The organism is Halococcus dombrowskii (genome assembly GCF_022870485.1).
GTDB lineage: Archaea > Halobacteriota > Halobacteria > Halobacteriales > Halococcaceae > Halococcus > Halococcus morrhuae.
In genome coordinates this window covers 105350-128936 of the sequence record NZ_CP095006.1, presented here as the reverse complement: position 1 = coordinate 128936, position 23587 = coordinate 105350, and the positions used below count along the sequence as shown (strand labels likewise).

Here is a 23587-nt window from a genome sequence, read left to right as displayed (position 1 = left end):
ATGAACAAAACCAATCCAATTTTGATGGACTTTCTTCAGCCATAGAATGATTTTTTGACAATTTTCAGAGAATGTGGTTCCATAAATGGACATGGTCACACGAGCGTAGTGTAGGGGTTGTTTATTCCATCATTGTTGTATGATGACTATCTATATACTAGTCCAATAAGCCCGAACTTTTTTAATAGAACACTAAGATAACTGTGTATGGATGAACAAATTGCCAGAACGACTATCCGTTCTCTATCGCTAGTAAATACAATACAGCGACTAGACGGTGCAACATTAGATGAATTGACCACCGAATTAGACATGGCAAGAAGTACGATACATATCCATCTTCGTACTCTTGACACTCATGGATATTTAACAAAAAATGGAGAGGTTTACCACATTGGTTTACGATTTCTTAATCACGGCGAGTACGCACGATCGAGAAAGCATGCTTACGTTCTTGCCGAAGAAGCAGTCACTGATCTTTCTAACCGTATCGACGAAGAAGTAGAGTTCGTCGTTGAAAACAACGGACGTGGTATCCTCGTGCATGAATCATTCCATCCAGATAGTCAATTTGTTCTAAAAGATTCACATCTGTCATCACCTGCCACAACCACTGGTATTTATTATGATCTTCATACAATTGCAACCGGAAAAGCGATACTGGCTGAATATTCGGAAAAATATATTGATGAAATATTGGATCAATGGGGATTAAAAGAACAAACTGAAAATACAATCACTGATAGATCTTCATTGCTTGAAAATTTAGAAACAGTTAGACAAAGCGGAATAGCGTTTACTGATGGAGAATATATGGAAGGACTCCGAGAAGTTGGTCGCAGAGTTAAAAATCCAGATGGCAGCGTTCTTGGCGCCATTGCCGTCTTTGGGCCGACGTATCGATTCCAGAATGATCGAATTGATGATGAAATACCAAAAATACTAAAAGATGTTACATTATCGCTTGAAACAAGAATTGAAGAAGCATATCGAGAAGAGCATTTTGAATAGAGATTTCAGAAGATCCAATTATATGCAAGAACTAGAACAAAATTAACTCTAGATAATTAAATAATATATAGAATTCTCACTGAGGGTCATTCAGTGAAATCCAGTAAAATAACAAGATTACTGTTGTTAGCCTCTGATTATTTGCACTCGAAAAGATCCAATATTGATGGATTTTTATATGCTCTGACTAATCCTCCTTTTGTTGGCGTATGGCCGTTGAACCCTGGTGCAAAGGCATGCGTTCTAGATTATCGCTGTGTTCCCGTAAAGTAGCATTCTCGCTCAACACTCCCTCATTGAGATGCTTGATGTTGCTTTCTCTTCCCGTCACGTCTGTCGATTCATGAACAAGGCCGGGGTCTCGCTGAAGAGACCTCGGCCGGAGCCGGCCTTTACTGACGAAGATGAATGCGAATCCGCTGATCGTGGGTGAGCGACGGAAATGGCGCGACGCGCTATTTGCTTGAAAGGAACGTATCTCCAGGATCATCTCTCAGACCTCAAGCGGAAGCATATCGACGTAACTGGTCGATTCGGGTTCAAGCGACGACCGTACGGTGAGCAGCAATCGAGTGACACAGCAAAGTTCCGCGTCGTCGGTGTCCGCAACGAAGGAACCGACGACTACCACCTCTACGTGATGAACCTCCCGGATGGGTTCACGCCGGAGCAAGTAGCGGCGCTGTACAGCCTGCGGTGGAAGGTCGAATTGCTGTTCCGCGAGTTGAAGTCACGGTACGGCCTGGGGAAGTTCGAGACTGGCAATAAAGCGATTGCAGAGTTGCTTGTAGTGGCGGCTCTACTGACGCTACTGGTCAGCGGAGCCTTGCTGGCGGTGTTTCAGAAGCTGGATCCTGACGTAGAGTATCCAGTAGAACGCTGGGCGACCGACTGAAAGGTCGTCGCTCAGCTAGTGCTTGGTAATCTTGGCGTTGCTCTGGGCCATCCACCGCCAAATCTTCCTGAACTGGTGCGTCGTGAGGCACGCCAACCAGAGAGATCACGCCTCACCCTAAACAAATGAGTGGCTCAAGCCTTCAACACGGAGCTGAGTGTAGCTTCAGATTTGTACTCGCTAGTTTACCATCTCATTAGATTGACACGATATGAAAGGTAGCTTCACAATGCTTGGCCTCTCAATCGGATTCAATGTCGTCGCCAGAATACCAACCCGTTGAGTCTCCGGATGCATCGACCGTTTTCGAATATCATGATTTGACACCACCGACAACTGCCGACGTGTACCGGGCACGGAAGACAATTCGTGAATTCATCCCGCAGACACCCCTTGTTCGGAGTGAGCGGCTTTCTACCAAGTACAATGCTGAGGTCTACCTGAAACGTGAGGATACGCTGCCGACCGGATCGTTCAAAATTCGTGGGGCAACGAATCTCATCGCCAATATAGACGAGAAATTCCACGAACGTGGCGTCATCACCGCGAGTACCGGTAATTATGGACGAGCTATCGCCCACGCGGCCCGACGGTTCGACATCCCTGCAATCATCGTAGTTCCCGAGGGTACAGGCCAGAATCAGATCGATAGTATCGAACAACTGGGCGCACGTGTAGAGATATTGGGAACCGATTACGACGAATCACGTGAGTGGGCCGAACAGCAGGCAGCCGAACAGGGTTACCGATACGCTCATCCCGGTAACGAGCGCCTCGTCATCGCAGGTGCTGGAACAGGTGGATTAGAAATCGCCGAAGCACTTCCTGAGGTCGATACTGTTCTGTGTCCAGTGGGGGCCGGAAGCGTGGGTGCCGGATATTCGTTGTCTGTCGGAACAGTCACAGATGCACGCATGATTGGAGTGCAGGCCACCGATGCCGATGCAGTGTATCAAGCGTGGCAGACTGGCGATCTTACTCCTCAAGAAAATGCTGACACGTTTGCCGAAGGAATCGGCGCACGTGTCCCGTTCACCGTACCACTAGAAATCATGCGAGAGCAGTTAGATGCAATGTTTACAAGCAGTGAATCAGAGATCATTGAGACGGTTGCAGCACTATTCGCTGAGGAACGGATCTTGATCGAAGGGGCCTGTGCGCCCCCAATTAGCATCATGGATCAGCTTCAAGATGATCTTGTTGGCGAAACAATCGCTATTCCAGTTACCGGACGAAATCTTCCATTGCCGAAGGTTAGGCAGGTTTTTCAAACGGACAACTTGTGAGCGACAGTTCATTGATTCGAATCGATCATCAACAGATGCAGCTTTGTGCTTCTGAGTGGACCATCCAGTAAATCCGTACCCAGTAGCAGGCCCCGTGTGACCACCGCTACCGGAGATAGACTTGCGCAGCGGTGTCGAAGCAGGCTTCTGGAGATCCACCGAACGAGCCGTCGAGGGAAATCGACGGCCCGTACCGCTCGTCACTGTATTTGTAGAAGGCGAATTTTCATGAGTCAAGATTGCCCATTCACGTTAGACGGCAGAGTTTCGTCGGTGTCTGTTGGATCTGTTCTTGCTCTTCTTCGGATGCATCAGGCCGAATCCATGGATTCCTCTCGAAGGCGTCGATGTAGGCATAGTCGCCGCGGAAGCGAACGTCTACACGCGCGCACCGCTCACCCACGCGGTGCGCGCGTGGGTCTCAAGGCGATCGGTGAGCGTCCGGCGAACTGGCTCTGGAATCGGGGCCATACTACTCAGACGCTTCCAGCGAGCTTTACGCTATTGCTGGCAGCTTCGCAAGCAACCGCTCCAAATCACTTGTCGTGTAGGTCTACTCGAACGGCTCTGGAACCGCGTTCCAGAGCACTTCGAATCCCGCGATCTGGTGCATCAATTCCACGATCGACTCGAAGCTCCCACCAGTCAACGTTTTCCGAGTTAGTACTGAGAAGTAGAGTTCAATCTGATTCAGCCACGAGGCTCCCTTCGGCAGATGCACTCCTTCGACGTTGTCATACTGCTTTTTCAGCCAGCCAGTGAACGTGTTTGGGTGATGTGCAGTCCCGTTGTCGAGGATCCAGAACACCCGATCTGCCATCGAGCAGAGCGGGTGGTTCATCACGTCTTCGACGAGTCGCTCGAAATTCGCTCGGGTATTCCGTGTCACACACTGTCCATAGACTTCTCCTGTACCGACGATGAGAGTCGCTTGATACGTACAGCCACCGTGGCGATCGTATTCATGCTTGACGTGCAACGGTGTGCCCGGTTCCGGCGGACTGCGGTGCCGGGACCGGGCTTTGATCGCTGTCTTTTCGTCAGCACAGATGACTACGTCTCCGTCAGTTAGATTTTCGCCGTCCACGTTCCGTTGTACAGATCGAGGACAGGCACAGCTTTCTGGGCAAACTCCGGATCTCGTGGTGTAATGGGTGAGAGAAGCTTTGAAAGTAGATTCACGGAAGAGAAATAACGATCTAAGAAAGCCGTACACCGGGTGTACAGCGATCTAATCCAGTTAAGTGTTTACTGTAATGTTTACCGTAATCTCGCCCGGGCGAATCAGTAATGGCTGAATTGCCTCATTACATACCTGAATATGACTGTTTTGATCGGCGTCATATAAACCTCGATTCACCGATTTCGTGATTTCTGTGAACCAGCAGTAACGGCCTTCTAATCATAAATCTCTGGACGAACTTGCAGAGCGTGCCTGGATCATTATTCCACAAGATCCACGTCCACGGTTTGATCGCCGCGTGCTTGAGCCAGGCGGCGATCGTTGATGGTGAGGGACAGAGATCGATCTCAGAAACAGCGACCATATGAATATCGGTGATGCTCAATCGGGAGAGCTCGGCTTGGCAAGATCGTCTGAATCAGCGAACTGGGTCTAATCTGGCCAGAGATGCTGTATTCGTTTTATCGAAGTGACTCTCCGAATCAAATCAGCATAGAAACTACATAATCCACTTGATGGAATATATCCGTTATCAACTGTAATAAAAGAATTTGCGAAAGAGGACCACGAGAACTCACGCACCAGTTCATGCAGTTGCTCCCGTCGCTCCGTCGCTCCCGCGAGCGGAGCGACCTCTTCGATGATTTCGAGCATCGTTTCCACGAGATACGCTTCCTTGGCGTGATCGAGGCGGACACTCAGTCCGCCTCGTTCGTCCCAAAACGCCACGTTCGCCTGTTCAGCGAATGTTACCAGCGTCCATGCCAGAAACACCAACTGGAGGTAGCGCTCTATTGCCTGTTTTCCTTCCAGCTGGTACTGCTTGAAGCCGAACTTCGCGTTCGATTCCTCGTGGACCGTCTCGATGTTCCACCTGTGTTCGACGAGTTCGAGGATCTCGGCCGCTGATCGGCCGAGATCCGTACTCAAGTAGTGCCGAGTCGTGTCCTCGGTCTTGCTCGCGATGATCTTCACCGGTCCAACGTCTTCGATTTCGACGATCTCGCTCGCGACATCGTAGGTTTTCTCCTTCCCACGAACTGTGATCGACGTCGATTCGTACTCCAGCGTCGACGCGAGGGCGTCGACGCGTTGGGTCCAGACGACACTCTGTGGTGAGACGTGTTTGTCGGATTTCAGCCGACAGACGACATTATGGCCCTGATTTTGGATCGTAGCAACTCTCTCGTCGCCATAGTACGCGGAGTCGAAAACGACGGTGAGAGCCGCTCCAGCCGGCAGCTGGAGCGGCGTGGCGATCTCCTCGACAGCGATCTCGGTCTTTTTCTTGAACGGCTCGTCGAAATCCGGCGCGAGATCCTCTGGAACGTACATCCGCGCAAGGTAAGGAACATAGACGTCGCCAACCTGAAGGCAGGAAGTGACGAGCTTGTTGCCAAGCTCCGTCTCTCCTTCGACTGGATTGTACAACCGGGCGACGCCATCGGTGGCGTCGCCGGTTTTGCCGGCGAACGTATCGTCGATGTGGAGGAGCACGTCGTCACCGGCACCGACCTGGAGCTGGTCAAAGACGTACTCAGCGTGGAGTTGGGCAAGATCGGTGGCCGACCAATCAGCTCCCTCGAAGAAGTAGTCGTAGGCTCTGCGGGATTTCGCGTTCCCGTCGGGACGCGAAATCCCTTGGGAGAGTCCGCTAACAGTCCACTGCGTTTCGGCGAGAATCAGCGCGCTCACGAGGTATTTGAGCGAATCAGCGTTGCGGCTGTCGGAGAAAGCTGGCTCAAACGCTGAGAGTGCTTGTTCGAACCACGGCGGGAGACGAGTAACGCCGAGCACAGGACGAAAACATTAGGATCGCACCCGGAACCGCCGTTCGATCTCACTACTGGCTGCTCGCTGATCGGTCAGCGAGCGTAGGAAAGAGTTTCCAAGCCGAGGGGAGAGGGGAAGATCGTGTTTGACCGGGAGTTCACACGCGAGAGCGGTGATGTGCGCACGGACAGTATCATCGTAGATGGGCGGTCGGCCGGACCGGGGCGCGTCCACGAGCTCGGCCCGGCCAGCCTCAGCAAAGCGTCCGCGCCACTTGCGGACGGTTTTCCTCGTGTAGGCGAGTTCCTCCGCGATTTCAGTATTAGTGGCTCCCGCAGCTGCGAGGAGAACAATCCGCGCACGGAACACATCCCGTTGTGGGCTGGTTGCTTTGCATATGACTGCTTCAAGATCGAGACGATCTTGAGCGGTCAGGGTGATTGTGACGGGGTAAGGTCCGGGCGACATGATATACATTTCTCCACAGAGAACACCCATATAGAGGGGCTGAGAGGAGATAACGTTGCAGTTCTATCTGGGTACGGATTTACTGGATGGTCCACTGAGTGACAACTGATCCACTGTCTTCGACACTCTTCAAATTCGTTTTTTGATATTAGAAATATTCTATTAATATGGGAAATTCTTTTGGTCCTACTGATCGATGTTGTAGTTGGATGACTGAACACATGTCAGACGACACTAACTACACTGGCAACCAACTCGATCAACAGATGCACACAGTCGTTGAACCTCTTCGTCGGAGTCCATTCTATGAGCAACAGCGGCAATTGAACGGGGATTTTGTCAATCTTGGTGATTGGCACTCTCCGAACTGGTATGGTGAAAATGAGCACCTCAAGGAATCCTATGACGGTGCGACAGGCGCTGACCTCTCAATGCGGCAGGCAGTTGAGCATAAGCATGTTCGTGAGCATGTAGGTCTATACGATTTGACTCCATTCACACCTATTGAGGTGCAAGGGTCCTCAGCAGAGTCATTCATGCAAGAACGGTTCGCCAACGACATGGCAATCGATGTCGGTCAGATGCGCTACACAACGATGCTAAACGAGGACGGTGGCATTCAGGCTGACCTCACCGTTGTCCGAATGAGCGATGATCGATTCCGTGTTATCACGCTCGGAGTTGGGACCGGGCGCCAGCATACATCTTGGATCCGTGAATTTGCACCCGACGGTATTAACGTCGTCAACCGTGGTGAGGAATTCTGTGGTATTGGCGTATGGGGACCAAACGCTCGCAATGTCCTTGAGTCAGTCACCAATGCAGACCTCTCAAATAGTGCTTTCCCGTACTACACAGCACAAGAACTAGTGGTCGACGAAGTGCCGGTAGCAGCGCTGCGACTCTCCTACGTTGGCGAACTTGGCTGGGAACTGTGGACTCCAATGGGTTACGGCGGGCAACTGTGGGATACACTTGCAGAAACCATTGAAGAATATGAGGGCATTCCTATGGGGACTGCTGCACTCAACTCAATGGGTCTAGAAAAAGGATTCCGCTTCTGGGGAGCAGATATATCTCCTGACTACAATCCTTACGAGGCAAACCTAGCGTTTACTGTTGATATGAACACTGATTTCGTTGGCAAAGAGGCGCTCAAAACAATCAAAAAGGAGGGCGTCAACCAACAGCTCGTCCCTGTCACACTCGATGATTCGCGGACCATTCCTGGCTTCGACGCGATGTTTGTCGATGATGATGCTGAACTAGGTGAGCCCGTCCGCAGTGACTTCGGATATTCGGTTGATGAGAGCATTCTCTACGGCTATCTCCCAATAGAATATACGGATTCTGGAACCTCGATTGAAGTCGCTGTCAACGATGAACGCTACGCTGCGTCGGTCCGCGAAGAACCACGATTTGATCCTGACCGTGAGAAATTGCTTGGATAACTGATTTGGTCGTGTCACAAAGTCCTCTAAAGTTTGGATACTATCTCGTTCCAGTCACCGTTGACTGGTAGATTCAACATGGATCGTAGATCTCCAGCTATTTTTGCCAAGCGTTGCTTGGACGGAGTGGTACGCACGATCTCATCTCGACTGTGACACTTTGTTCCGTCGGTGATGATAGCGTCAGTGTCTGTTCTCGCAACATAGTCTGGACGGAACTGCTTGAGCTTGCTACCGTATTCTTTGGCACAGCGGTTGATGGTGATCGGTGACGGCTTCGTTTCGATGCCGGTGACGTGATCGGCTGCATCCAATAGCGGAAAGTGATAGCTGAATCAACACTCTTAGCCGTGATATCCTGTTGATAGCGATCCTGTCCGTCGAAGCCGATCCCGTATCGCGGCTTTCGACCAATTCTTCGAAAATGCCGATTGGATGTTCTGGTCGATGATGAGATTGGCAAGTACGGCGAGCGGTATGATTTTGTCGTCAATGCTTAGTTCGAATGCACGTTCAGTTAACCATATGATACAGTCCCGACGTCGTCCGACAGGTGTTGAATCCGTATGACTGATTCCCAAACGGACATCGGAACGATAGCGCCGGTGAGTTTTGGACTGGTGAGTCGCTGTCGGCGGCAAATCGCCGCCGACGCGACAGTGTCGCCATTCACGACCATACCCTGATTGGGCGGCGCAGCTATCGGAAGAACCGATCGTTTAGTGACTGACTCGGCTCTGCACGTTTAAGTAGGAACGCGATGTAGACGGCAGTGACGGCCGATGCTTCCGATTACGGACTTCCTGTCCTGCACCGATCCACTGGACGAGTTCGACTCGCTGTCGTATCACCAGATTCATCACGCCAAAACGTACGTAACAGGTCTTGCTGCGGCCCGCAGCAAGACCGTGACCGGGATCGCACGTGAAGTCCTTCCAGCTCAAGGCGACCGAGCACTCAACAAATTCCTCACTGAGTACGACTGGAACGAAGATCAACTCAACCACGAGCGATTAGAGGAGTTGCAAAAACACGGCGAGACGCGCTGGTCACAGGACGGCTACATCGTCATCGACGACTCGGTGTTCCAGCGAACCGGGAAGAAACTTCCCGGTGCTGGAGAGTTCTACGATCACACCGAAGGAGAACCCGTCTGGGGACAGGACCTCGTCTACGCATTCTACACTGACGACAAAACCTCCTATCCACTCGCATTTCGCCAGTACCAGAAAGCTGACGACGAAGACCAGGACAACGAGGAGACGAAGTACGATCTCTCCCGAGAGATAGTCACAGAACTGGAAGAAGAGGTAGGTGTACCTGCGGACACCTACCTCTTCGACTCGTGGTTCGCCCACGACTCGGACCTGATCAAGCACGTCGAATCCTACGGCAAGGACTGGATCGGACCACTACGGAGCAACCGGCAGGTGACCTTCGATAACGAGGAGATGCGCGTCGATGCGCTGGAAGAGCGCATCGACAAAGTAGAGCGAGAAATCAACGAGGAAACGTACAAGATCTGGACGAAGACGCTCCCGATCTCGAAGTTAGGTGAGATACGGCTGGTAATCGCCGAGAAAGTCACTGACGAGGACGAAAACAACCCGGTCAAGTATCTCGCAACGAACAAGATCGACGCTCCCTCTGGCCATCTCATTCGGAGCTATTCGTACAGGTGGCGAATCGAGACGTTCTTCGAGGACTCGAAGCAGGATCTCGGCCTTGGAGGCTGCGAGGTGCGTGATTCTGACGGTGCCAGTCGCCACTGGCACCTTCAGATGCTGACCTACAGCCTCCTTCGCCTTGGTCCCGAATCGAGCGTCTCGGAGCGACTCGTCTCGAAAGCCTCGTCGCTCCGAGCGCAGCTCGAACACGGCCTCAAAGAGACGATCTACAACATGTTTTCGTGGGTGCGTGACCAGCCAGACCACGATCTCGACGGACTGATGGAGGAGATCGACCACCTCTTCCTCCATTCTGAGGGGAGTTTATGAACGTGCAGAGCCGAGAAAGCGGTGGATGGCTGAGGGGTACGTGATCTCGAGCCTATATCTCGTTGAGGCGATGATGTTGTCCATCAAGTGCAACTGCATCCTCGGGTAGCAGCGCGACGACGAGATATTCAGCATACTCCTCGAAATATTCGACCAGCGCGGCGATCCGGTCGGAATCGAGTGCTTCGAGCGAGTCCACCACAATGAACGGAAGCGTCTCGTAGAGGTTATGGACCAGATAGCCCGCGAGCGCGAAAACCAACCCAGTGACCTCACGCTCGCTTTCAGAGAGATGCTCGATGGTATCCTCGTAGGTGGCATCTTCATCTGTGTTCCGCACGATGTGAAGATCGAAGACGCCTCGCTGGACCTTCCGTCGGCCTTCACGAACCGTGCGTTCGGCACGCTCGATCCAGATACGTTCGATGTTCTCGTAGGCGAGGATCTCGAGGATGGTCTGCATGTGCTCGTTGAATTCCTCGACAGCCTGTGCTTCGAGTTGTTCGATGCGTGTTCGCAGATCCGCTAACTCCTCTTGGAAGGTGGTACGCTCTTTTTCCAAGTTCTCGCGCTCGTCGAGGTCTGCCTCAACCGTCTCGATTTCGTCGGTGACGTCTTCAAGATCATTTTTGAGTCGGCCGAGCTCGAATTCGAGCTGGTTGGCCTCTTTGTGCAGATCGAGGAGCTCGCTGTGCTCTTCTGCTTCCAAGGCTTCGACATCGGCTTCGAGATCGTTGATTTCGTCTTCAAGCTCCTGCTGCTCGTCGGTCAACTCTGCGACGGTACTCTCGCGATCGTCGATTTCGCGATCAATCTCGTCGAGTTTCCGGTCGAGACGCTCGCGGCGATCGCGATCGGCCTGGAGTTCACTGCGTTTGGTCGTCAGCTCGTCGAGTTCGGACCGGAGGTCGTTACGCTCGTGGGATTTTTCCTCCCGCAGCGAGCGGAGACTCTCAAGGGTCTCGTCAATCGTTTCGCGTTCGACTTCACTTCCACAGGTCCAACAGACCGTGGTTTCGCCCTCGTCGGCAAGCAGTTGGTCGGTGAGTGCTCCCTCGTCCGCACTCCCGCTATCAGTGGTGTTCTGCAGAGCTTGCTGGAGTTCGGGGCTGTCTCCCTCAAGCATCTCCTCGTTGAACTGGAGGACACGCTGGAGTTGGCTGATGGTCGATTCGAGCGATTGTTTGTGCTCGCGGAGGTGATCGATCTCCGCGTCGATATCCGAGAGATCACCCGCCGGCGTCTCGGACATTTCCTGTAGTTCTGTACGGATCCCCTCACGTTCGTCTTCGAGTGCTTGGATGCTCTCTCGTTCGGTATCGAGACGATAGCGGATGTCATCAAGGTCCGAGCGCGCCTCTTGCAGATCGTCGAGCGCGTCTTCGAACTCGGCTTTTTGCTCGCGGGTATCGTCGACAGTGCTATCTGCGTCTTCAATAGCTGCCTCTTTCTCGTCGAGTTCAGTGCGTTTGTCCTCGATCTGGTCTTCGAGTTGTGTGCGCTGTCGTTCGAGGTCGGGAAGCTGATCGTCGAGCGACTCTAGCCGGTCGAGTTGCTCGTCGAGATCACGTTTTTGGGTTTCAAGCTGGCGGATTTCGGCTTGGATCGCGTCAGTGTCGACGGGCCGCATGATGACTTCGCGAAGATCCTCGCCGCGGGCGACGGCCTGACGTGCTTCGTTGTTTTCAAGAAGAAACGCGAACAAGTCAGCACCTTCCGAATCCTCCAGATATGGCTCGCCACCCATCACGACCGTACCGTCCTCACGCGCGAGTGTGCGCGTATAGATACTGTCATCCTCTCCGCCGAGGGTAAGTTCGATTCGGCCCTTGTCAGCGTCACCCTTTAACGAAACACGATCGCTACCAAGCGCTCCCATGAGTGCTCGCAGGAGCGACGTACGATTCGTCGCGTTACGGCCGGTCAGAGCGGTCACACCTGATGAGAGCGACACAGTGGTGTCGTCAATCCCACCGATGTTCTCGGCATGAATCTCGGCAAGTCGTTCCGAAGTCTGTGGTTGGCTCATTTCTCAGCCATCACTCATAGCGCGACTTACTAAGTTGTTGTCGTCGAAAGAGTGTCTTCACAATGACTGCAGGCATCTGTAACACCACTATGTGTGTTATATAGAAGCGGAGATGTGTGTAACATCACTATGTGTGTTACTCTAGAGTAGGATTCTCACAATCGCACCCATCACTCTCGATGAATTCCTGGATAGTAGCGTGCATCCCACACTGAGTACAGGAGACGGTGATATCGACAAACACATCGATATCGCCAGCAGCGAGTTCATCAGCAGAAGCAAGCTGTGAGAGCGTGTTTTCGGTAACGGCAACCGTGCGATTCTGTAAGGCAGCGATACGCTGGGCACCGGTTTCAGCAGGGTTGTTGTCTGTCCCGGTAGATTCTCGCTCAACGCCGAGACAGTTCTTGAGATGACGGCGGACGGTCCCATACGAGACGAAATCCAAGTGAAGTTGGTCGACATCGATACCCTGTTTTTCGAGACGGTTGCGCGCTTGCGTGCGCATACCCTGACTTACGTCCTCGTCAGTCAGCAAACGATACGTGTTGTCGACTTCCCCATCGAGCGGGTTCAGTCCCGCGCGTTTCATGGCTGCGCGGAGAAGTAGATAGTTGAAATGAACGGCAAGCTCTCTGAGGCTGTACCGTTCGTCATCGCGTGTCCAGTACTTCTCTAACCGTTCGGCTTCGTCGGAGAGATCGTATGCAGCAGCCGCTCGGTCGATCTTACACGAGGGTGGTTGATCCATGTCGCGCGACGCACCGGTTGATTGAGTCATTTCTCTTTCATCTATGAAGGCCGTCTATTTGGATGTTTTGCTTGGCTGCAGAGCCACGCCACAAGGACTGATATCAAGAGTAGTAGCGTGAAGCCGGAAAGACGCGTCATGGCAAGAAATGCTTCTTTGGTTGCGCTTGAGAAATAAGCGAAAAAGCGGATAGGCGCTACCGAAACGTCATTCGCCATCGTCGAACTACTGCGCGATCACGCCGGTAGAAGTATTACCACGCTGGCCGGGGGACAAACCGTTCAACGAGAACCGTCCACAACCACCTCCAGACGTTGCGGAGGATGGCTACGTCGTGCACAAGGACGAGATCTACTACCTCATCCTTGGGTTTCTTGAACTCGGTAACGTCACCAGGGAATGGTAGAACATCTACGGGATCGCGAGATCGGAGATGGATGATCCCGTGGCGCCGTGGACGAACGCGCCAAGTTGATAGTCGCCGAACAGGCAAGGAGTATCAACTAGATCAAGGCCAATGCTAGGATCCAGACAGACTCACACATCGGTGCGATCGTCGCCTTCCATGCCACTGTAGTTGGAATGTCATATCTCGTCCATCTCTCGTCGACGGTGGCTTCGATACGAGAATGGATGGATCTCGACGCGCGAACGGACCAGACGATCACCGACTAGGACGGCTTCAAGGCCAAATTCGAGACGACCCGGGAGGGGGATACGCGTTCAACAAACGAGGAGCGATTCGTCGGTATGCAGGCGGTTGGCGCACCGATCTTGAACGTCCCCAATCCATCTGTGTTCGGTTAAGGAGCGAAACACGCAGACGGCGCTGTCGTGATGAACTTATCGTCTCGGCTTTGCACGTTGAAGTGCGTGCGTGACGTAGGTAACGACGAAGACGGATGATGCCGATCACGAACTTTCTGTCGTGCACGCACGTGTTCGACGAGTTCGAATCGCTGTCACCGGAGCAACGTCATCACGCCAAAACCTACGCCACAGGTCTTGTTGCTGCAGCAACAAGACCGTGGCGGGCATCGCACGCGAAGTTCTTCCGGCCAGAAGCAAACGCGCCCTCAACAAGTTCCTCACCAAATGACCCTACCAAGTCTCAGTACCTCACAAAGCTCGTCGACTGACTTGCTTCTGGGACGTGAGTTCGGTGGAGAAACCGGTGCCGAGCAACTGCTGAGGAAAGCAGATTGACTTCAAGAGCATCAAACTTGTCGCAGTCGGCGGCAGAATGCCGCCGACGCGACGGTGTTACCACTCGCCGAGCAGGCGGTCCCGATTGGTGAATTACCGCTCGAAGCGGTCGTCCGGTGGCTTGTTCGCGGGGACGGCGCGACGCACAGCGAGCGCCGTCTCCGCTGCTCTCTGTATCATTCCGAGAAACTCGTCGAATCGTCACGGCCAGAGGCGTCGCGCGCCTCGGCGCGGCGACGCCACGTACTCCCAGTGGAGCATTCGTATTCGGTTAAGGAGGTGAATCGCAAGCCGACGGCTACCTGTGGCGGTAGCGATGAGGAGAGGGTGAAATGGACGACCTCTCCTCAGAAGCGATCCGTTCTCTCCTGACTTCGCTGTTTCCCTCACAGATGGTCGAAGACCTCGCGCGCGAGCGCGAGGTCGTCATCCGAGACCGGAAAATCGACGTCAGGATGCCCGTTTGGACGCTCGTCGTGGGCTTCGCCGTCGGCGGCGAAGCCCGCTCTATCGCTGGCTATCGCCGTGCCTACGAAGCTGCAACCGACCACTCGATCTATCCCTCAAGTTTCTACGACCGATTTACCGAAGAGCTGGCCACACTCCTCCGCGACCTCCTCGACCACGCCGTCGAAGAGGTCGCTGTCCCTCACACTCTCACTCCTGTGTTTGAGCAATTCCGCGATGTCATCGCTGTTGACGCGACAATCGTGCGATTGTGCCGATTTCTCTCAGAGTTCAAAGCTACTCATGAAAACGAGTCAGGGCTGACGCTCTATCTCGTCCACAATGTGACCGAGCAGTCGGTGATCTCCGACGAGATCACCGACGAAACCACCCACGAGAGCACGTTGTTCGAGACGGGTTCGTGGCTGTCTGGGCGGCTGTTCTTGCTGGATCGTGGCTTCTTCAAGTTCCGTCGGTTCGCGCTAATCGACGAAAACGACGGCTTCTTCGTGAGCCGTCTCAAGGCGAGTTCGAACCCGGTAGTGACCGAAGAGTTGCAGGAATGGCCCGGCCGGGCCATTCCGCTTGAGGGCGAGCGAATCTACGACGTAGTTGGAGACCTGTACCGGGAACACATCGACGTTGAAGTCGAGGTTTCCTTCCAGCGACGAGTGTACAACGGGGTGAAGTCGTGGGACACCAAGCGGTTGCGAGTCGTCGGCGTCCGCGACGAGGACGCCGACGACGGCTATCGGCTGTACATCACGAATCTACCGCATGATGAGTTCAGCCCCGACGAAATCTCCACGCTGTACCGAGCACGGTGGGTGGTAGAGTTGCTGTTCAGGGAGCTGAAGTCTCGGTACTCGTTGGGTGAGTTCAAAACCGAGAAGACTCACATCGTGAAGATTCAGGTAGTGGCAGCTCTACTGACACTGGTGGTCAGCAGAGCCATCCTTCGAGAGTTCGTCGAGTACGCCGAGGAGCAAGGCGACGAGTGCGTATTCCCACCAGAACGCTGGGCGGCGACCTTCCGGTCGCTCGCCCAGCTAATCCTTCGGGAGATCGCCGCTGGCTACGGGTATCGTCGACCAAACCTCGGCGAGATTCTGTATCACGAAGCCAAGCAGCCATCGCCATCACGACTCATCTTGCTTGAGGAGCAGAGTGTCATAGAACGGTTGGCATGACTTTCACGTATCGGTCGAGAGGCCCGTTACCGCTGGCTCTGGATTGCGACAATACTGGCTGTTTCTCAGATATCGTTTCTCGGGCTCCTGGCGAGGTACGTGAAGTATTCTATGACGCGCTATGAGGAGGTGAATGCCGGACTATGTGGCAGTTTCTCATCTTAAGCGAATACGAATGGTAGAGAGGTTGTGATACCCGAACTCTCTCCAACGCTCATACAACGCCGATTGACTTCGCTCTCACGCGGGAACGGGCTGACGAACTCGGCATCGAGTTCGTCTTATCTCACCGTATTCGCCGACACTGAACGCGATCGAACCACTTTGGAAGAGTCTCAAGCGAGAGATCCCGCCAGAGATCTACGAGAACGAAGATCACTTCAGAGAATTCCTCACCAAGACGTTTCTTCGGTTGAACCACCGCGTGAGCTTTGCTGTTAACTGGAGCGAAAGTTTCCTGACGAATATTCAGAAGTTGCGCTGATCACTCACGTTAGCCGATTTACACCCAATTCTTCGGTTCCTTCGTATGTGAGGTCAGTCAGTGCCCCGCGCTTCAAGCGCGGTCTAGTTGGCAACCTTTACACTTCTTTTCGTACTTCACGCTTGAGGGACTTGAGCAGGATTTCATAGAGTCAGCGCCTCTTAATCTGAGGTTGAAACGCAAGGTTGTTTCATGATACGAAACAAACCGGGTTATTCCACTGCCATAATGGCTAACTCAGCTTTGTACATTGATTATTTAGTAGATGATTGATCCTACGAATCCAAGACACAATCATCTAGCAGGGTTGGGAAATTGATGGATCGGGCACTACTAGATTGAACCCCCAGTTCGAGTGCTTCGATTGGCGTTTGATTTTCCAGTGCTTGGTGGCTCCGATCATGGTTGTAGTAGGCGGTGTAGGCAGTCAGCCAGCGACGCTGCAGTGGCATGAGCAGCGCATGCTAGTCTGATCTCAGCCAGGCTGGCGTGCTCGTCCGATCCGCGTCCAAAAACGGTACGTCCGGGGAATTCGTGGCCTTCACTTGGAATTCTTTGAGCATCGTCCCAACCACCTCGAAGAACTCCGCTCAGTTCAATCTCATCTAGCAGTCCGTGGATCGGTGAATTACTGTTCACTAGAACGATTTTGGGCTTTTGTATCTGTTATGGTTTTGGTCGAAATGAACAACATGTGACTGACTTCCATTATACCGCCTACAAGATCACTCCTACCGCTCTTTTCGCCAAAAGTCAGAAATGTGTGGATTCGCGTTTTGTATGACGAAATTCTTGCAAGTTCAATACTTGTTTAAATTTAGTTCGATTATATTGGCAGCTCGTTGTACTTTACTTGGTAAATCTTTTCGGTAATATTCGCCCGTTAAATCGGTTGCTGGGCCAGTGATACTAATACCGCCCAGAATTGAACCATCGGTTCCGGCTATGGGTGACGCTACACAACATAATCCCTCCGCATACTCTTCGTTATCAAACGCTACCCCTGCATCTTCAACACTATCTAACTCTTCGCGGAGAGCGTTTTTGTTAGTGATTGTGTTTTTTGTTCGAGATGGAAGTCCGTAATGGGAGACAATATTATTGACTCTTTCTCGAGGGAGTTGTGATAATATTGCTTTTCCAACACTGACGCAATGCATGTATGTTGCTTCACCTGCTTGCGTGGAAAACCGTAGCTCACTATTTTCTTTCGTGCGGTACAAATGAACTGATTTCCCGTTTTCTTCAACACAAATATTAACAAGTAGATTTTCTTCGTGAGAAAGTTCATCCGCGACAGGGCGTGCAAATTCGTACAATGGAGTTCGATATCTGCTCTGCTCCCCCATCTTTAGAAACCTATAACTCAAAGAATATTTCTGTCCCTGTTTTACTACATACCCTCTTTCCCGGAGTGTGTTCAGATGGTTGTGTACGGTACTTTTTGTAGTTCTCACCTGGTCAGCAATTTCTGTCAATCTTGCCTCTTTAGCAGATTCTAATGCCTCAAGGATATCAAATAACATCATGTCTGATTTCACTGGATTTTTTGCTTTTGGTTGCACATGGTAGCCTATAAGGCCCATTCGTAAATTTGTTTCGCAATACCGAACGTCTCTCATTCAACAAATATGTGATTCTATGGTGCTGACTCGATGGGGAAATCTGCTAACCTTAGCCGGGTCGCTCATGTGTAGCACATTGTTGATCTCAGAGAGTGGCTCGGACAGCGTGCTTGAGCGTTTTTCGACCAGGCTGGTCGAATATCTCTCTGCGGAGCTGAAACGCTCGAAGATACTGAGTGAGCGTGTCTTTTGAGACACCCCGATGGGGCGAGTGCCACGGGCGCAGCAGCGACCCATGGCTCTCGCAGGTATTGACGTGAACTTCCCATCAACGTATTCGCCATCTCCGTGGATCACGAATTCACGATCGAACGCAGTATCGTCCTCAAGTGGATCGTACGCCCGAAAATCATCGATATAGACAGTTAGCGACTCCTGCTGGCGGGAGTGGTCTGCGTAAGAAATGAATGTTGGTCAGCGGGTGAACCAGCGAATTCACTACCGTCGGTCGATTTTTTATCCCATAGAAGCAGCCACACTCGGTAGTTCCCAATTGAGATCTCAGCAAATCCTCTGAACCGGTGGACTGTTGTGGTGAATGTCGTGGTGGACCGGTTTGCCAGACCACAACGTCGTGGCTGCGTTCCAGGAGCTTCCTGCACCGGCTTCTCCCAAGATCCCAGCCGACAGTTGGTGCTCACGAAGGGCACCCCCGAGGCCGCGGGCTGGCTCAGCCCGCGGCCGCCGTGTACGCATCCGGCACGCCGACTCCGTTCATCTCGATCCTCCACCGCCGCTCTAACTCTTCTTCCAGCGCGTGTCGAACCCAGTCACAGAACACCGAGAACGTGAACTCCTCGGGCAGGTCGCGCCCGCCCCGACGTGGGCGGGCGACGACCGCCCACCGTAGCACCAACCACAGGTTCTCCAGCAAGAAGCTCACGACCACAAACGCAAACCGCACGATCGGATCTTGCGTCGACGTTACCGCTCGTGCGCTCCGAAACAGCCGATAGCTGGATTCGATCGCTGATCGTTTTCGGTAGCAGTGTTCGACCTGTGTAGGCGTGCGATCGTCCAGATCGCACGCCGCGTACCCTCGAACCACTTCACCGTGCTTGCCGCGATCGCCGTTCTGATACGAGACTGAAACCGCGAGCGGGAAGCGGAGTTCCCGCTCGCTATCCTTGTACATCCGGTAGGTGGTCATGTACGATTTGTGCGTCTCAAGCTTCTCTTCGAGCCGGTCGCCTTTCTCGGCGACCGGCACGACTGTCGCGGCGATTTCCCGTGAGCGGCGGATGACGCGCTCGTTGTAGAAGCCGCTATCAGCCAGCAACAGCTCGATCTCGAAAGGATAGGCCTCGACGCGGTCGAGGACGTGCTCGACCGCGTCGGCTTGCTTCTCGTCGCTGCGGACGTAGGTCATCGCGAGCGTGACCGGCTTCCCGTTCGAGACGAGGTAGGCGGTGCAATATCGGTGGCAGGTAGTGGTACCGTCTTTGGGGCTCATCCGGCAGAGTTCGCCTACCTCATCGCTGTAGGTGCCGTGATAGGGGTTATCGACGAAATCGATGGAGACGATCCTCGACCCCGAGCGGTCGAGGATCGTCATGGCCAACTGCATGAACAGGAGATTGGCGACGAACTCGAGCCAGCCTCGATCGAGGGTGTGGAGCCAATCGAAGACGGCATCGTTGCAGGGAGCCTCGTGATTCTCGGCGCAGACCTCTCGAACGGAGGTCTGATTGACGCTGGCGAGGATAACGACGGACCAGATGTCGCCAGGATCGAGGGGCAAGCCCTCGATCCCTGGCAGGGGGAGCTCTCCGATCACATCCGCCGCTACACCTTTGACATCCCACGCCGAAAGGAACCCGTCTGGTTGGGGTAGCTGTAACACACTCACCCATCCAGACATCTTCTCCAATCTCAGCTTTGCACGTTAAGTAGCGCCGCGATGTAAGTGGGGGTAACGGGCGATGCTACCGATCACAGATCTCCTGTCGTGTACGGAGCCAATCGACGAGTTCGATTCACTGTCGCCCGAACAGCAGCATCATGCGAAAACGTACACCACAGGTCTTGTTGCCGCCAGCAACAAGACCGTGGCTGGGATCGCACGCGAGGTCCTTCCTGCACAGGGCAAACGAGCAGTCAACAAGTTCCTCACCGAGTACGACTGGGACGAAGATCAGGTTAACCACGAACGCATCGAAGAGTTACAGAAACACGGTGAAACTCGCTGGTCACAGGATGGCTACATCATCCTTGACGACTCGGTGAACCACAAAACCGGGAAGGAACTTCCCGGTGTTGGCAAATTCTACGATCACGCCGAAAGCGACACTGTTTGGGGACAGAACCTCGTCTACGCATTCTACGCTGACGAGAAAACCGCCTACCCGCTCGCGTTTCGACTCTACGATGATGACGACGACCGCACGAAGTACGATCTTGCCCGAGAGATCATCACCGAACTCGAAGAGGAGGTAGGTGTCCCAGCAGACACCTACCTCATGGATTCGTGGTTCACCCATGATTCGAATCTCATCGACTACATCGAATCATACGACAAGGACTGGATCGGCCCGCTCCGAAGCAATCGGCAAGTGACCTACGGTGGCGAGGAGATTCGCGTCGATGCGCTGGAAGAGCGCATCGACAAGACTGAGCGAGAGATCGATGATGAAACCTACAAAATATGGACGCAGAAGCGTCCTATATCGGAGTTGGGTGAGGTACGGCTCCTCATCGCGGAGAAGGTTACAGAGGAGGATGAAGAGAACCCGGTGAAGTATTTCGTCTCGAACAAGATCGGTGCGCCGTCTGAGCATTTGATCCGGTCATATTCATTTAGGTGGCCGGTAGAAGTGTTCTTCGAGGACTCGAAGCAGGATCTAGGCCTTGGAGACTGCGAAGTTCGGGATGATGAAGGTGCCAGTCGGCACTGGCACCTTCAAATGCTGGCCTACAGTCTGCTGCGGCTTGGTCCTGAATCGAGCGCCTCGGGAACACTGTGCTCGAAAGCGTCATCGATCCAAGTCCAGCTGGAGTACGCTCTGAAAGAAGTCGTGTATAACCTGTTCTCATGGGTACGACACCATCCAAAACAGGCTCTTGACGATTTGATGGAAGAGATCGACCATCTCTTCCTTCATTCGGACGGCTCAGACGGTTCAAAAGGGTGGTATCTCTGAACGTGCAAAGCTGAGTCCAATCAGACCGGCGCTTTAGCTCCGCCTCTCAACTCTATTAGGAACTACCGACACTCCTCTACCATCCAAACGTTGCCCAGATCACTCAAGCCAGCAGGAGTCGAATCGTCGTTTCGTCCGCTGTCTTCGCAGGCACCACGTAGCGCTGGCCAGTACCACGATCAACCAGAACGAACACTGGTGGTTTGTCTTCAGTATAGGTCCCACGCCCGCGCGTGGACAAGCTACGCGAGCGCGACGGGCGTCGACGCGTTGGGTCCAGACGGCATCCTGTGGCGAGACGTGTTTGTCGGATTTCAGCCGACAAACGACATCATGGCCCTGATTTTGGATCGTAGCAACTCTCTCGTCGCCGTAGTACGCGGAGTCGAAAACGACGGTGAGAGCCGCTCCAGCCGGGATCTGGAGCGGTGTGACGATCTCCTCGACAGCGATCTCGGTCTTTTTCTTGAACGGCTCGTCGAAATCCGGCGCGAGGTCCTCTGGAACGCACATCCGCGCAAGGTACGGAACATAGACATCGCCAACCTGAAGGCAGGAAGTGACGAGCTTATTGCCAAGCTCCGTCTCGCCTTCGACTGGATTGTACAACCGGGCGACGCCATCGGTGGCGTCGCCGGTTTTGCCGGCGAACGTATCGTCGATGTGGAGGAGCACGTCGTTACCAGCATCGACCTGGAGCTGGTCAAAGACGTACTCAGCGTGGAGTTGGGCGAGATCGGGGGCCGACCAGTCAGCTCCCTCGAAGAAGTAGTCGTAGGCTCTGCGGGATTTCGCGTTCCCGTCGGGACGCGAAATCCCTTGTGAGAGTCCGCTAACAGTCCACTGCGTTTCGGCGAGAATCAGCGCGCTCACGAGGTGTTTGAGCGAATCAGTGTTGCGGCTGTCGGAGAAAGCTGACTCAAACGCTGAGAGAGCTTGTTCGAACCACGGCGGGAGACGAGTAACGTCGAGCACAGGACGTAAACATCAGGATTGCACCCGGAACCGTCGTTCGATCTCACTACCGACTGCTCGCTGACCAGTCAGCGAGCGTGGGGAAGAGTTTCCAAGCCGAGTGAACGGGGTAGGCGTGCCAGATGCGTATACCTCGGCCGTGGGCTGAGCCAGCCCGCGGCCTCGGGGGGTGCCATTCGTGAGCACCAACTGTCGGCTGGATTCGTGAAGCGTTGGTGGTGTGAACGTTGAGTACGCAGCGGTGCTTCTGAGCTCCAGTGAACCGGTTCACTGCGACGATTACTTCAACATCTCACCGATTTAGAGGAGATGGTGAGATCTCAGTTGGGAACTACCGACAGTGACAGCTGTCGGCTGCTAACACTATAATCGCGATATACAGGTGAATTTGTGTTCATGCGAGTAGTGACATCTGAAACAACGAGCATAAATAGTCTGAGTGTCAACTTTGGACTGGAAATGTGTAGTAAAGTTGTAATACTTGGTGGTTCAGGGGCGATGACTTCGTCCTGTGTGTACGACCTGTATCAAACGAGTGACTTCGACGAAATCGTCGTCGCGGACGCTGATGAGGTGAACGCTGAAAGATTGGTGGAGATGATTGACGACGAGCGTGTGCGTTTCGAGCCGGTTGACGCAACCGATGTTGAGGACATCGCGCGCGTTCTCGACGATGCTGATTACGTGGTGAATGGACTCCCATTTTTCTTCGAGGAAACTGTTCTCGATGCCATCGCCGATGTCGGTGGCCTCACTGGCGTCGATTTGAACGCCTTCGACTTCGATGCGGTACTTGACCGCTCCGAAGAGCTCACAGAGGCAGACTGTTCGCTGTGGTTCGCAAACGGGGGTCTCGTCAGCACCATCGCACTGGGGATGGTCGGCTGTGAGGGATTCGAGAGCGTCGAAGACGTGAATTTCTACTGGGGAATGTGGCGGCTACTCACCCAAACAACCACCGGTCTCACTGCCACGGTCACCCACGAACACGATCCGAATGTCGATGAGCGTGCACGGTGGGAGGATGGTGAGGTCATTGATGATCTGCCTCCGTTCTCTCAAGAGCGAAGTTTCGAATTTCCTGATCCTGTCGGTGAGCAGGAGACGTACGTCATCTCACATCCCGAACCTATCACGTTCCCGAACGCGCCCATTGCCGAGGAAACCGATGTCGAACGCATCATTACTCGTGGTGTCTGGCACGAAGAGTGGGCCGAGTACGAGCGTACCCTCCACGCAATGGATGCCTTCGACACCGACACCATTGAGGTCGAAGGCGGCGATGTTGACCCGGTCGAAGTGGCCCAAGAACAGGTTAAACGTGCCGGCCGTGAGCGGGAAGCCGAGTGGCAGCCACCTGAAGAACTGTCGACCGAGACCGACTGGACGCCACAGACGATCCTCTCTTCGGAAGTCACTGGATCGAATGACGGGGAGGATGGCGTCGCAGTTCACCATCTTGAGCAGCCTTACCCGTTCTTCGATGGCAACGATATCACGACGATGCGTGAGTACGGCTGCTACGTGGGCGTACCGTTGTCGGTAACCCTTCAACTCATGGCCGACGGTTCGGTTGATGAGGAAGGCATCTTTGTCACCGAAACCAGTGGTCTCGATGCTGAACAGTACTTCGAAGAGATGGAATCGCGCGGCTTCGAATTGACTGAAAAGTAACC

At 53.4% G+C, this 23587-nt stretch carries 14 protein-coding genes and 8 pseudogenes; 9 read left to right on the top strand and 13 right to left on the bottom strand.

Annotated features, from left to right (window positions below):
- The first annotated feature begins 207 nt into the window (after nucleotides 1-207).
- The 3 genes and pseudogenes from MUK72_RS14930 (at nucleotide 208) to MUK72_RS14915 (ending at nucleotide 3192) form a co-directional block, all read left to right on the top strand.
- Nucleotides 208-1011 (top strand): IclR family transcriptional regulator, encoded by an 804-nt coding sequence (locus MUK72_RS14930; RefSeq protein WP_244705890.1) that lies wholly within the window; start codon nucleotides 208-210, stop codon nucleotides 1009-1011.
- Nucleotides 1012-1412: 401 nt separating this feature from the next.
- A pseudogene (locus tag MUK72_RS14920) lies at nucleotides 1413-2035 on the top strand (transposase); the annotation flags it as partial.
- Nucleotides 2036-2160: 125 nt separating this feature from the next.
- Nucleotides 2161-3192, top strand: coding sequence for a threonine ammonia-lyase (locus MUK72_RS14915; protein ID WP_244705887.1), 1032 nt, complete (start codon nucleotides 2161-2163; stop codon nucleotides 3190-3192).
- A gap of 553 nt (nucleotides 3193-3745) precedes the next feature.
- Here the strand turns inward: MUK72_RS14915 and MUK72_RS14910 are convergent.
- The 3 genes from MUK72_RS14910 to MUK72_RS14900 all read right to left on the bottom strand — a co-directional run bounded on the left by MUK72_RS14910 (nucleotide 3746) and on the right by MUK72_RS14900 (nucleotide 6616).
- Nucleotides 3746-4279 (bottom strand): transposase, encoded by a 534-nt coding sequence (locus MUK72_RS14910; RefSeq protein WP_244706033.1) that lies wholly within the window; start codon nucleotides 4277-4279, stop codon nucleotides 3746-3748.
- Between the two features lie 528 nt (nucleotides 4280-4807).
- Nucleotides 4808-6172 (bottom strand): IS701 family transposase, encoded by a 1365-nt coding sequence (locus tag MUK72_RS14905; RefSeq protein ID WP_425311093.1) that lies wholly within the window; start codon nucleotides 6170-6172, stop codon nucleotides 4808-4810.
- A 12-nt stretch (nucleotides 6173-6184) separates the two neighbouring features.
- The gene (locus tag MUK72_RS14900; protein WP_425311092.1) at nucleotides 6185-6616 is read right to left on the bottom strand and encodes a helix-turn-helix domain-containing protein; all 432 of its coding nucleotides are present in this window, start codon (nucleotides 6614-6616) and stop codon (nucleotides 6185-6187) included.
- Between the two features lie 221 nt (nucleotides 6617-6837).
- Between MUK72_RS14900 and MUK72_RS14895 the strand changes: the two genes are divergently transcribed.
- Nucleotides 6838-8067, top strand: coding sequence for an aminomethyl transferase family protein (locus tag MUK72_RS14895; protein ID WP_244705883.1), 1230 nt, complete (start codon nucleotides 6838-6840; stop codon nucleotides 8065-8067).
- A 29-nt stretch (nucleotides 8068-8096) separates the two neighbouring features.
- On the opposite strand, the pseudogene MUK72_RS14890 reads toward MUK72_RS14895, so the two are convergent.
- Nucleotides 8097-8597, bottom strand: a pseudogene (locus MUK72_RS14890) (ISH6 family transposase); the annotation flags it as partial.
- A 252-nt stretch (nucleotides 8598-8849) separates the two neighbouring features.
- Between MUK72_RS14890 and MUK72_RS14885 the strand changes: the two are divergent.
- On the top strand, nucleotides 8850-10064 hold the full coding sequence (locus tag MUK72_RS14885) for an IS701 family transposase (protein ID WP_244705881.1): 1215 nt from the start codon (nucleotides 8850-8852) through the stop codon (nucleotides 10062-10064).
- A gap of 52 nt (nucleotides 10065-10116) precedes the next feature.
- Here MUK72_RS14885 and MUK72_RS14880 read toward each other — a convergent pair whose 3' ends face one another.
- Nucleotides 10117-12093, bottom strand: coding sequence for an archaea-specific SMC-related protein (locus MUK72_RS14880; protein WP_244705879.1), 1977 nt, complete (start codon nucleotides 12091-12093; stop codon nucleotides 10117-10119).
- A 136-nt stretch (nucleotides 12094-12229) separates the two neighbouring features.
- Nucleotides 12230-12874, bottom strand: a complete 645-nt coding sequence (rdfA, locus tag MUK72_RS14875; RefSeq protein WP_244705877.1) for a rod-determining factor RdfA — start codon at nucleotides 12872-12874, stop codon at nucleotides 12230-12232.
- 872 nt (nucleotides 12875-13746) lie between these two features.
- Here rdfA and MUK72_RS14870 point away from each other — a divergent pair.
- Nucleotides 13747-13940, top strand: a pseudogene (locus MUK72_RS14870) (IS701 family transposase); the annotation flags it as partial.
- Between the two features lie 203 nt (nucleotides 13941-14143).
- Here MUK72_RS14870 and MUK72_RS14865 read toward each other — a convergent pair.
- Nucleotides 14144-14323: pseudogene (locus MUK72_RS14865) on the bottom strand (ISH3 family transposase); the annotation flags it as partial.
- 59 nt (nucleotides 14324-14382) lie between these two features.
- Here MUK72_RS14865 and MUK72_RS14860 point away from each other — a divergent pair.
- A complete protein-coding gene (locus MUK72_RS14860) occupies nucleotides 14383-15687 on the top strand; it encodes an IS4 family transposase (RefSeq protein ID WP_244705875.1) in 1305 nt (434 codons plus the stop codon).
- An 834-nt stretch (nucleotides 15688-16521) separates the two neighbouring features.
- Here MUK72_RS14860 and MUK72_RS20445 read toward each other — a convergent pair.
- The 4 genes and pseudogenes from MUK72_RS20445 to MUK72_RS14845 form a co-directional block, all read right to left on the bottom strand.
- Nucleotides 16522-16608, bottom strand: a pseudogene (locus tag MUK72_RS20445) (IS6 family transposase); the annotation flags it as partial.
- Nucleotides 16609-16971: 363 nt separating this feature from the next.
- Nucleotides 16972-17736: an IclR family transcriptional regulator gene (locus MUK72_RS14855; RefSeq protein WP_244705873.1), complete on the bottom strand. Its 765-nt coding sequence runs from the start codon at nucleotides 17734-17736 to the stop codon at nucleotides 16972-16974.
- A 145-nt stretch (nucleotides 17737-17881) separates the two neighbouring features.
- Nucleotides 17882-18180: pseudogene (locus MUK72_RS14850) on the bottom strand (transposase); the annotation flags it as partial.
- 286 nt (nucleotides 18181-18466) lie between these two features.
- Nucleotides 18467-19639 carry an ISH3 family transposase gene (locus tag MUK72_RS14845; protein WP_244705871.1) on the bottom strand — a complete coding sequence of 391 codons (1173 nt, stop codon included), beginning with the start codon at nucleotides 19637-19639 and terminating at the stop codon, nucleotides 18467-18469.
- Nucleotides 19640-19718: 79 nt separating this feature from the next.
- Between MUK72_RS14845 and MUK72_RS14840 the strand changes: the two genes are divergently transcribed.
- The gene (locus MUK72_RS14840; RefSeq protein WP_244705869.1) at nucleotides 19719-20936 is read left to right on the top strand and encodes an IS701 family transposase; all 1218 of its coding nucleotides are present in this window, start codon (nucleotides 19719-19721) and stop codon (nucleotides 20934-20936) included.
- Between the two features lie 106 nt (nucleotides 20937-21042).
- On the opposite strand, the pseudogene MUK72_RS14835 reads toward MUK72_RS14840, so the two are convergent.
- Nucleotides 21043-21204 (bottom strand): annotated as a pseudogene (locus MUK72_RS14835) (IS1595 family transposase); the annotation flags it as partial.
- A gap of 44 nt (nucleotides 21205-21248) precedes the next feature.
- Nucleotides 21249-21809: pseudogene (locus MUK72_RS14830) on the bottom strand (transposase); the annotation flags it as partial.
- 498 nt (nucleotides 21810-22307) lie between these two features.
- Between MUK72_RS14830 and MUK72_RS14825 the strand changes: the two are divergent.
- On the top strand, nucleotides 22308-23585 hold the full coding sequence (locus tag MUK72_RS14825; protein ID WP_342346241.1) for a saccharopine dehydrogenase family protein: 1278 nt from the start codon (nucleotides 22308-22310) through the stop codon (nucleotides 23583-23585).
- The last annotated feature ends 2 nt before the right edge of the window (nucleotides 23586-23587 follow it).

Excerpts from the sequence above, each read along its gene's own strand:
- MUK72_RS14895 (WP_244705883.1), top strand. The coding sequence starts at position 6,838 with ATGTCAGACGACACTAACTACACTGGCAACCAACTCGATCAACAGATG.
- MUK72_RS14860 (WP_244705875.1), top strand. The coding sequence starts at position 14,383 with ATGGACGACCTCTCCTCAGAAGCGATCCGTTCTCTCCTGACTTCGCTG.
- MUK72_RS14915 (WP_244705887.1), top strand. The coding sequence starts at position 2,161 with ATGTCGTCGCCAGAATACCAACCCGTTGAGTCTCCGGATGCATCGACC.
- MUK72_RS14885 (WP_244705881.1), top strand. The coding sequence starts at position 8,850 with ATGCTTCCGATTACGGACTTCCTGTCCTGCACCGATCCACTGGACGAG.
- MUK72_RS14930 (WP_244705890.1), top strand. The coding sequence starts at position 208 with ATGGATGAACAAATTGCCAGAACGACTATCCGTTCTCTATCGCTAGTA.
- MUK72_RS14880 (WP_244705879.1), bottom strand. The coding sequence starts at position 12,093 with ATGAGCCAACCACAGACTTCGGAACGACTTGCCGAGATTCATGCCGAG.
- rdfA (WP_244705877.1), bottom strand. The coding sequence starts at position 12,874 with ATGACTCAATCAACCGGTGCGTCGCGCGACATGGATCAACCACCCTCG.
- MUK72_RS14825 (WP_342346241.1), top strand. The coding sequence starts at position 22,308 with ATGCGAGTAGTGACATCTGAAACAACGAGCATAAATAGTCTGAGTGTC.
- MUK72_RS14900 (WP_425311092.1), bottom strand. The coding sequence starts at position 6,616 with ATGTCGCCCGGACCTTACCCCGTCACAATCACCCTGACCGCTCAAGAT.
- MUK72_RS14840 (WP_244705869.1), top strand. The coding sequence starts at position 19,719 with ATGCTACCGATCACAGATCTCCTGTCGTGTACGGAGCCAATCGACGAG.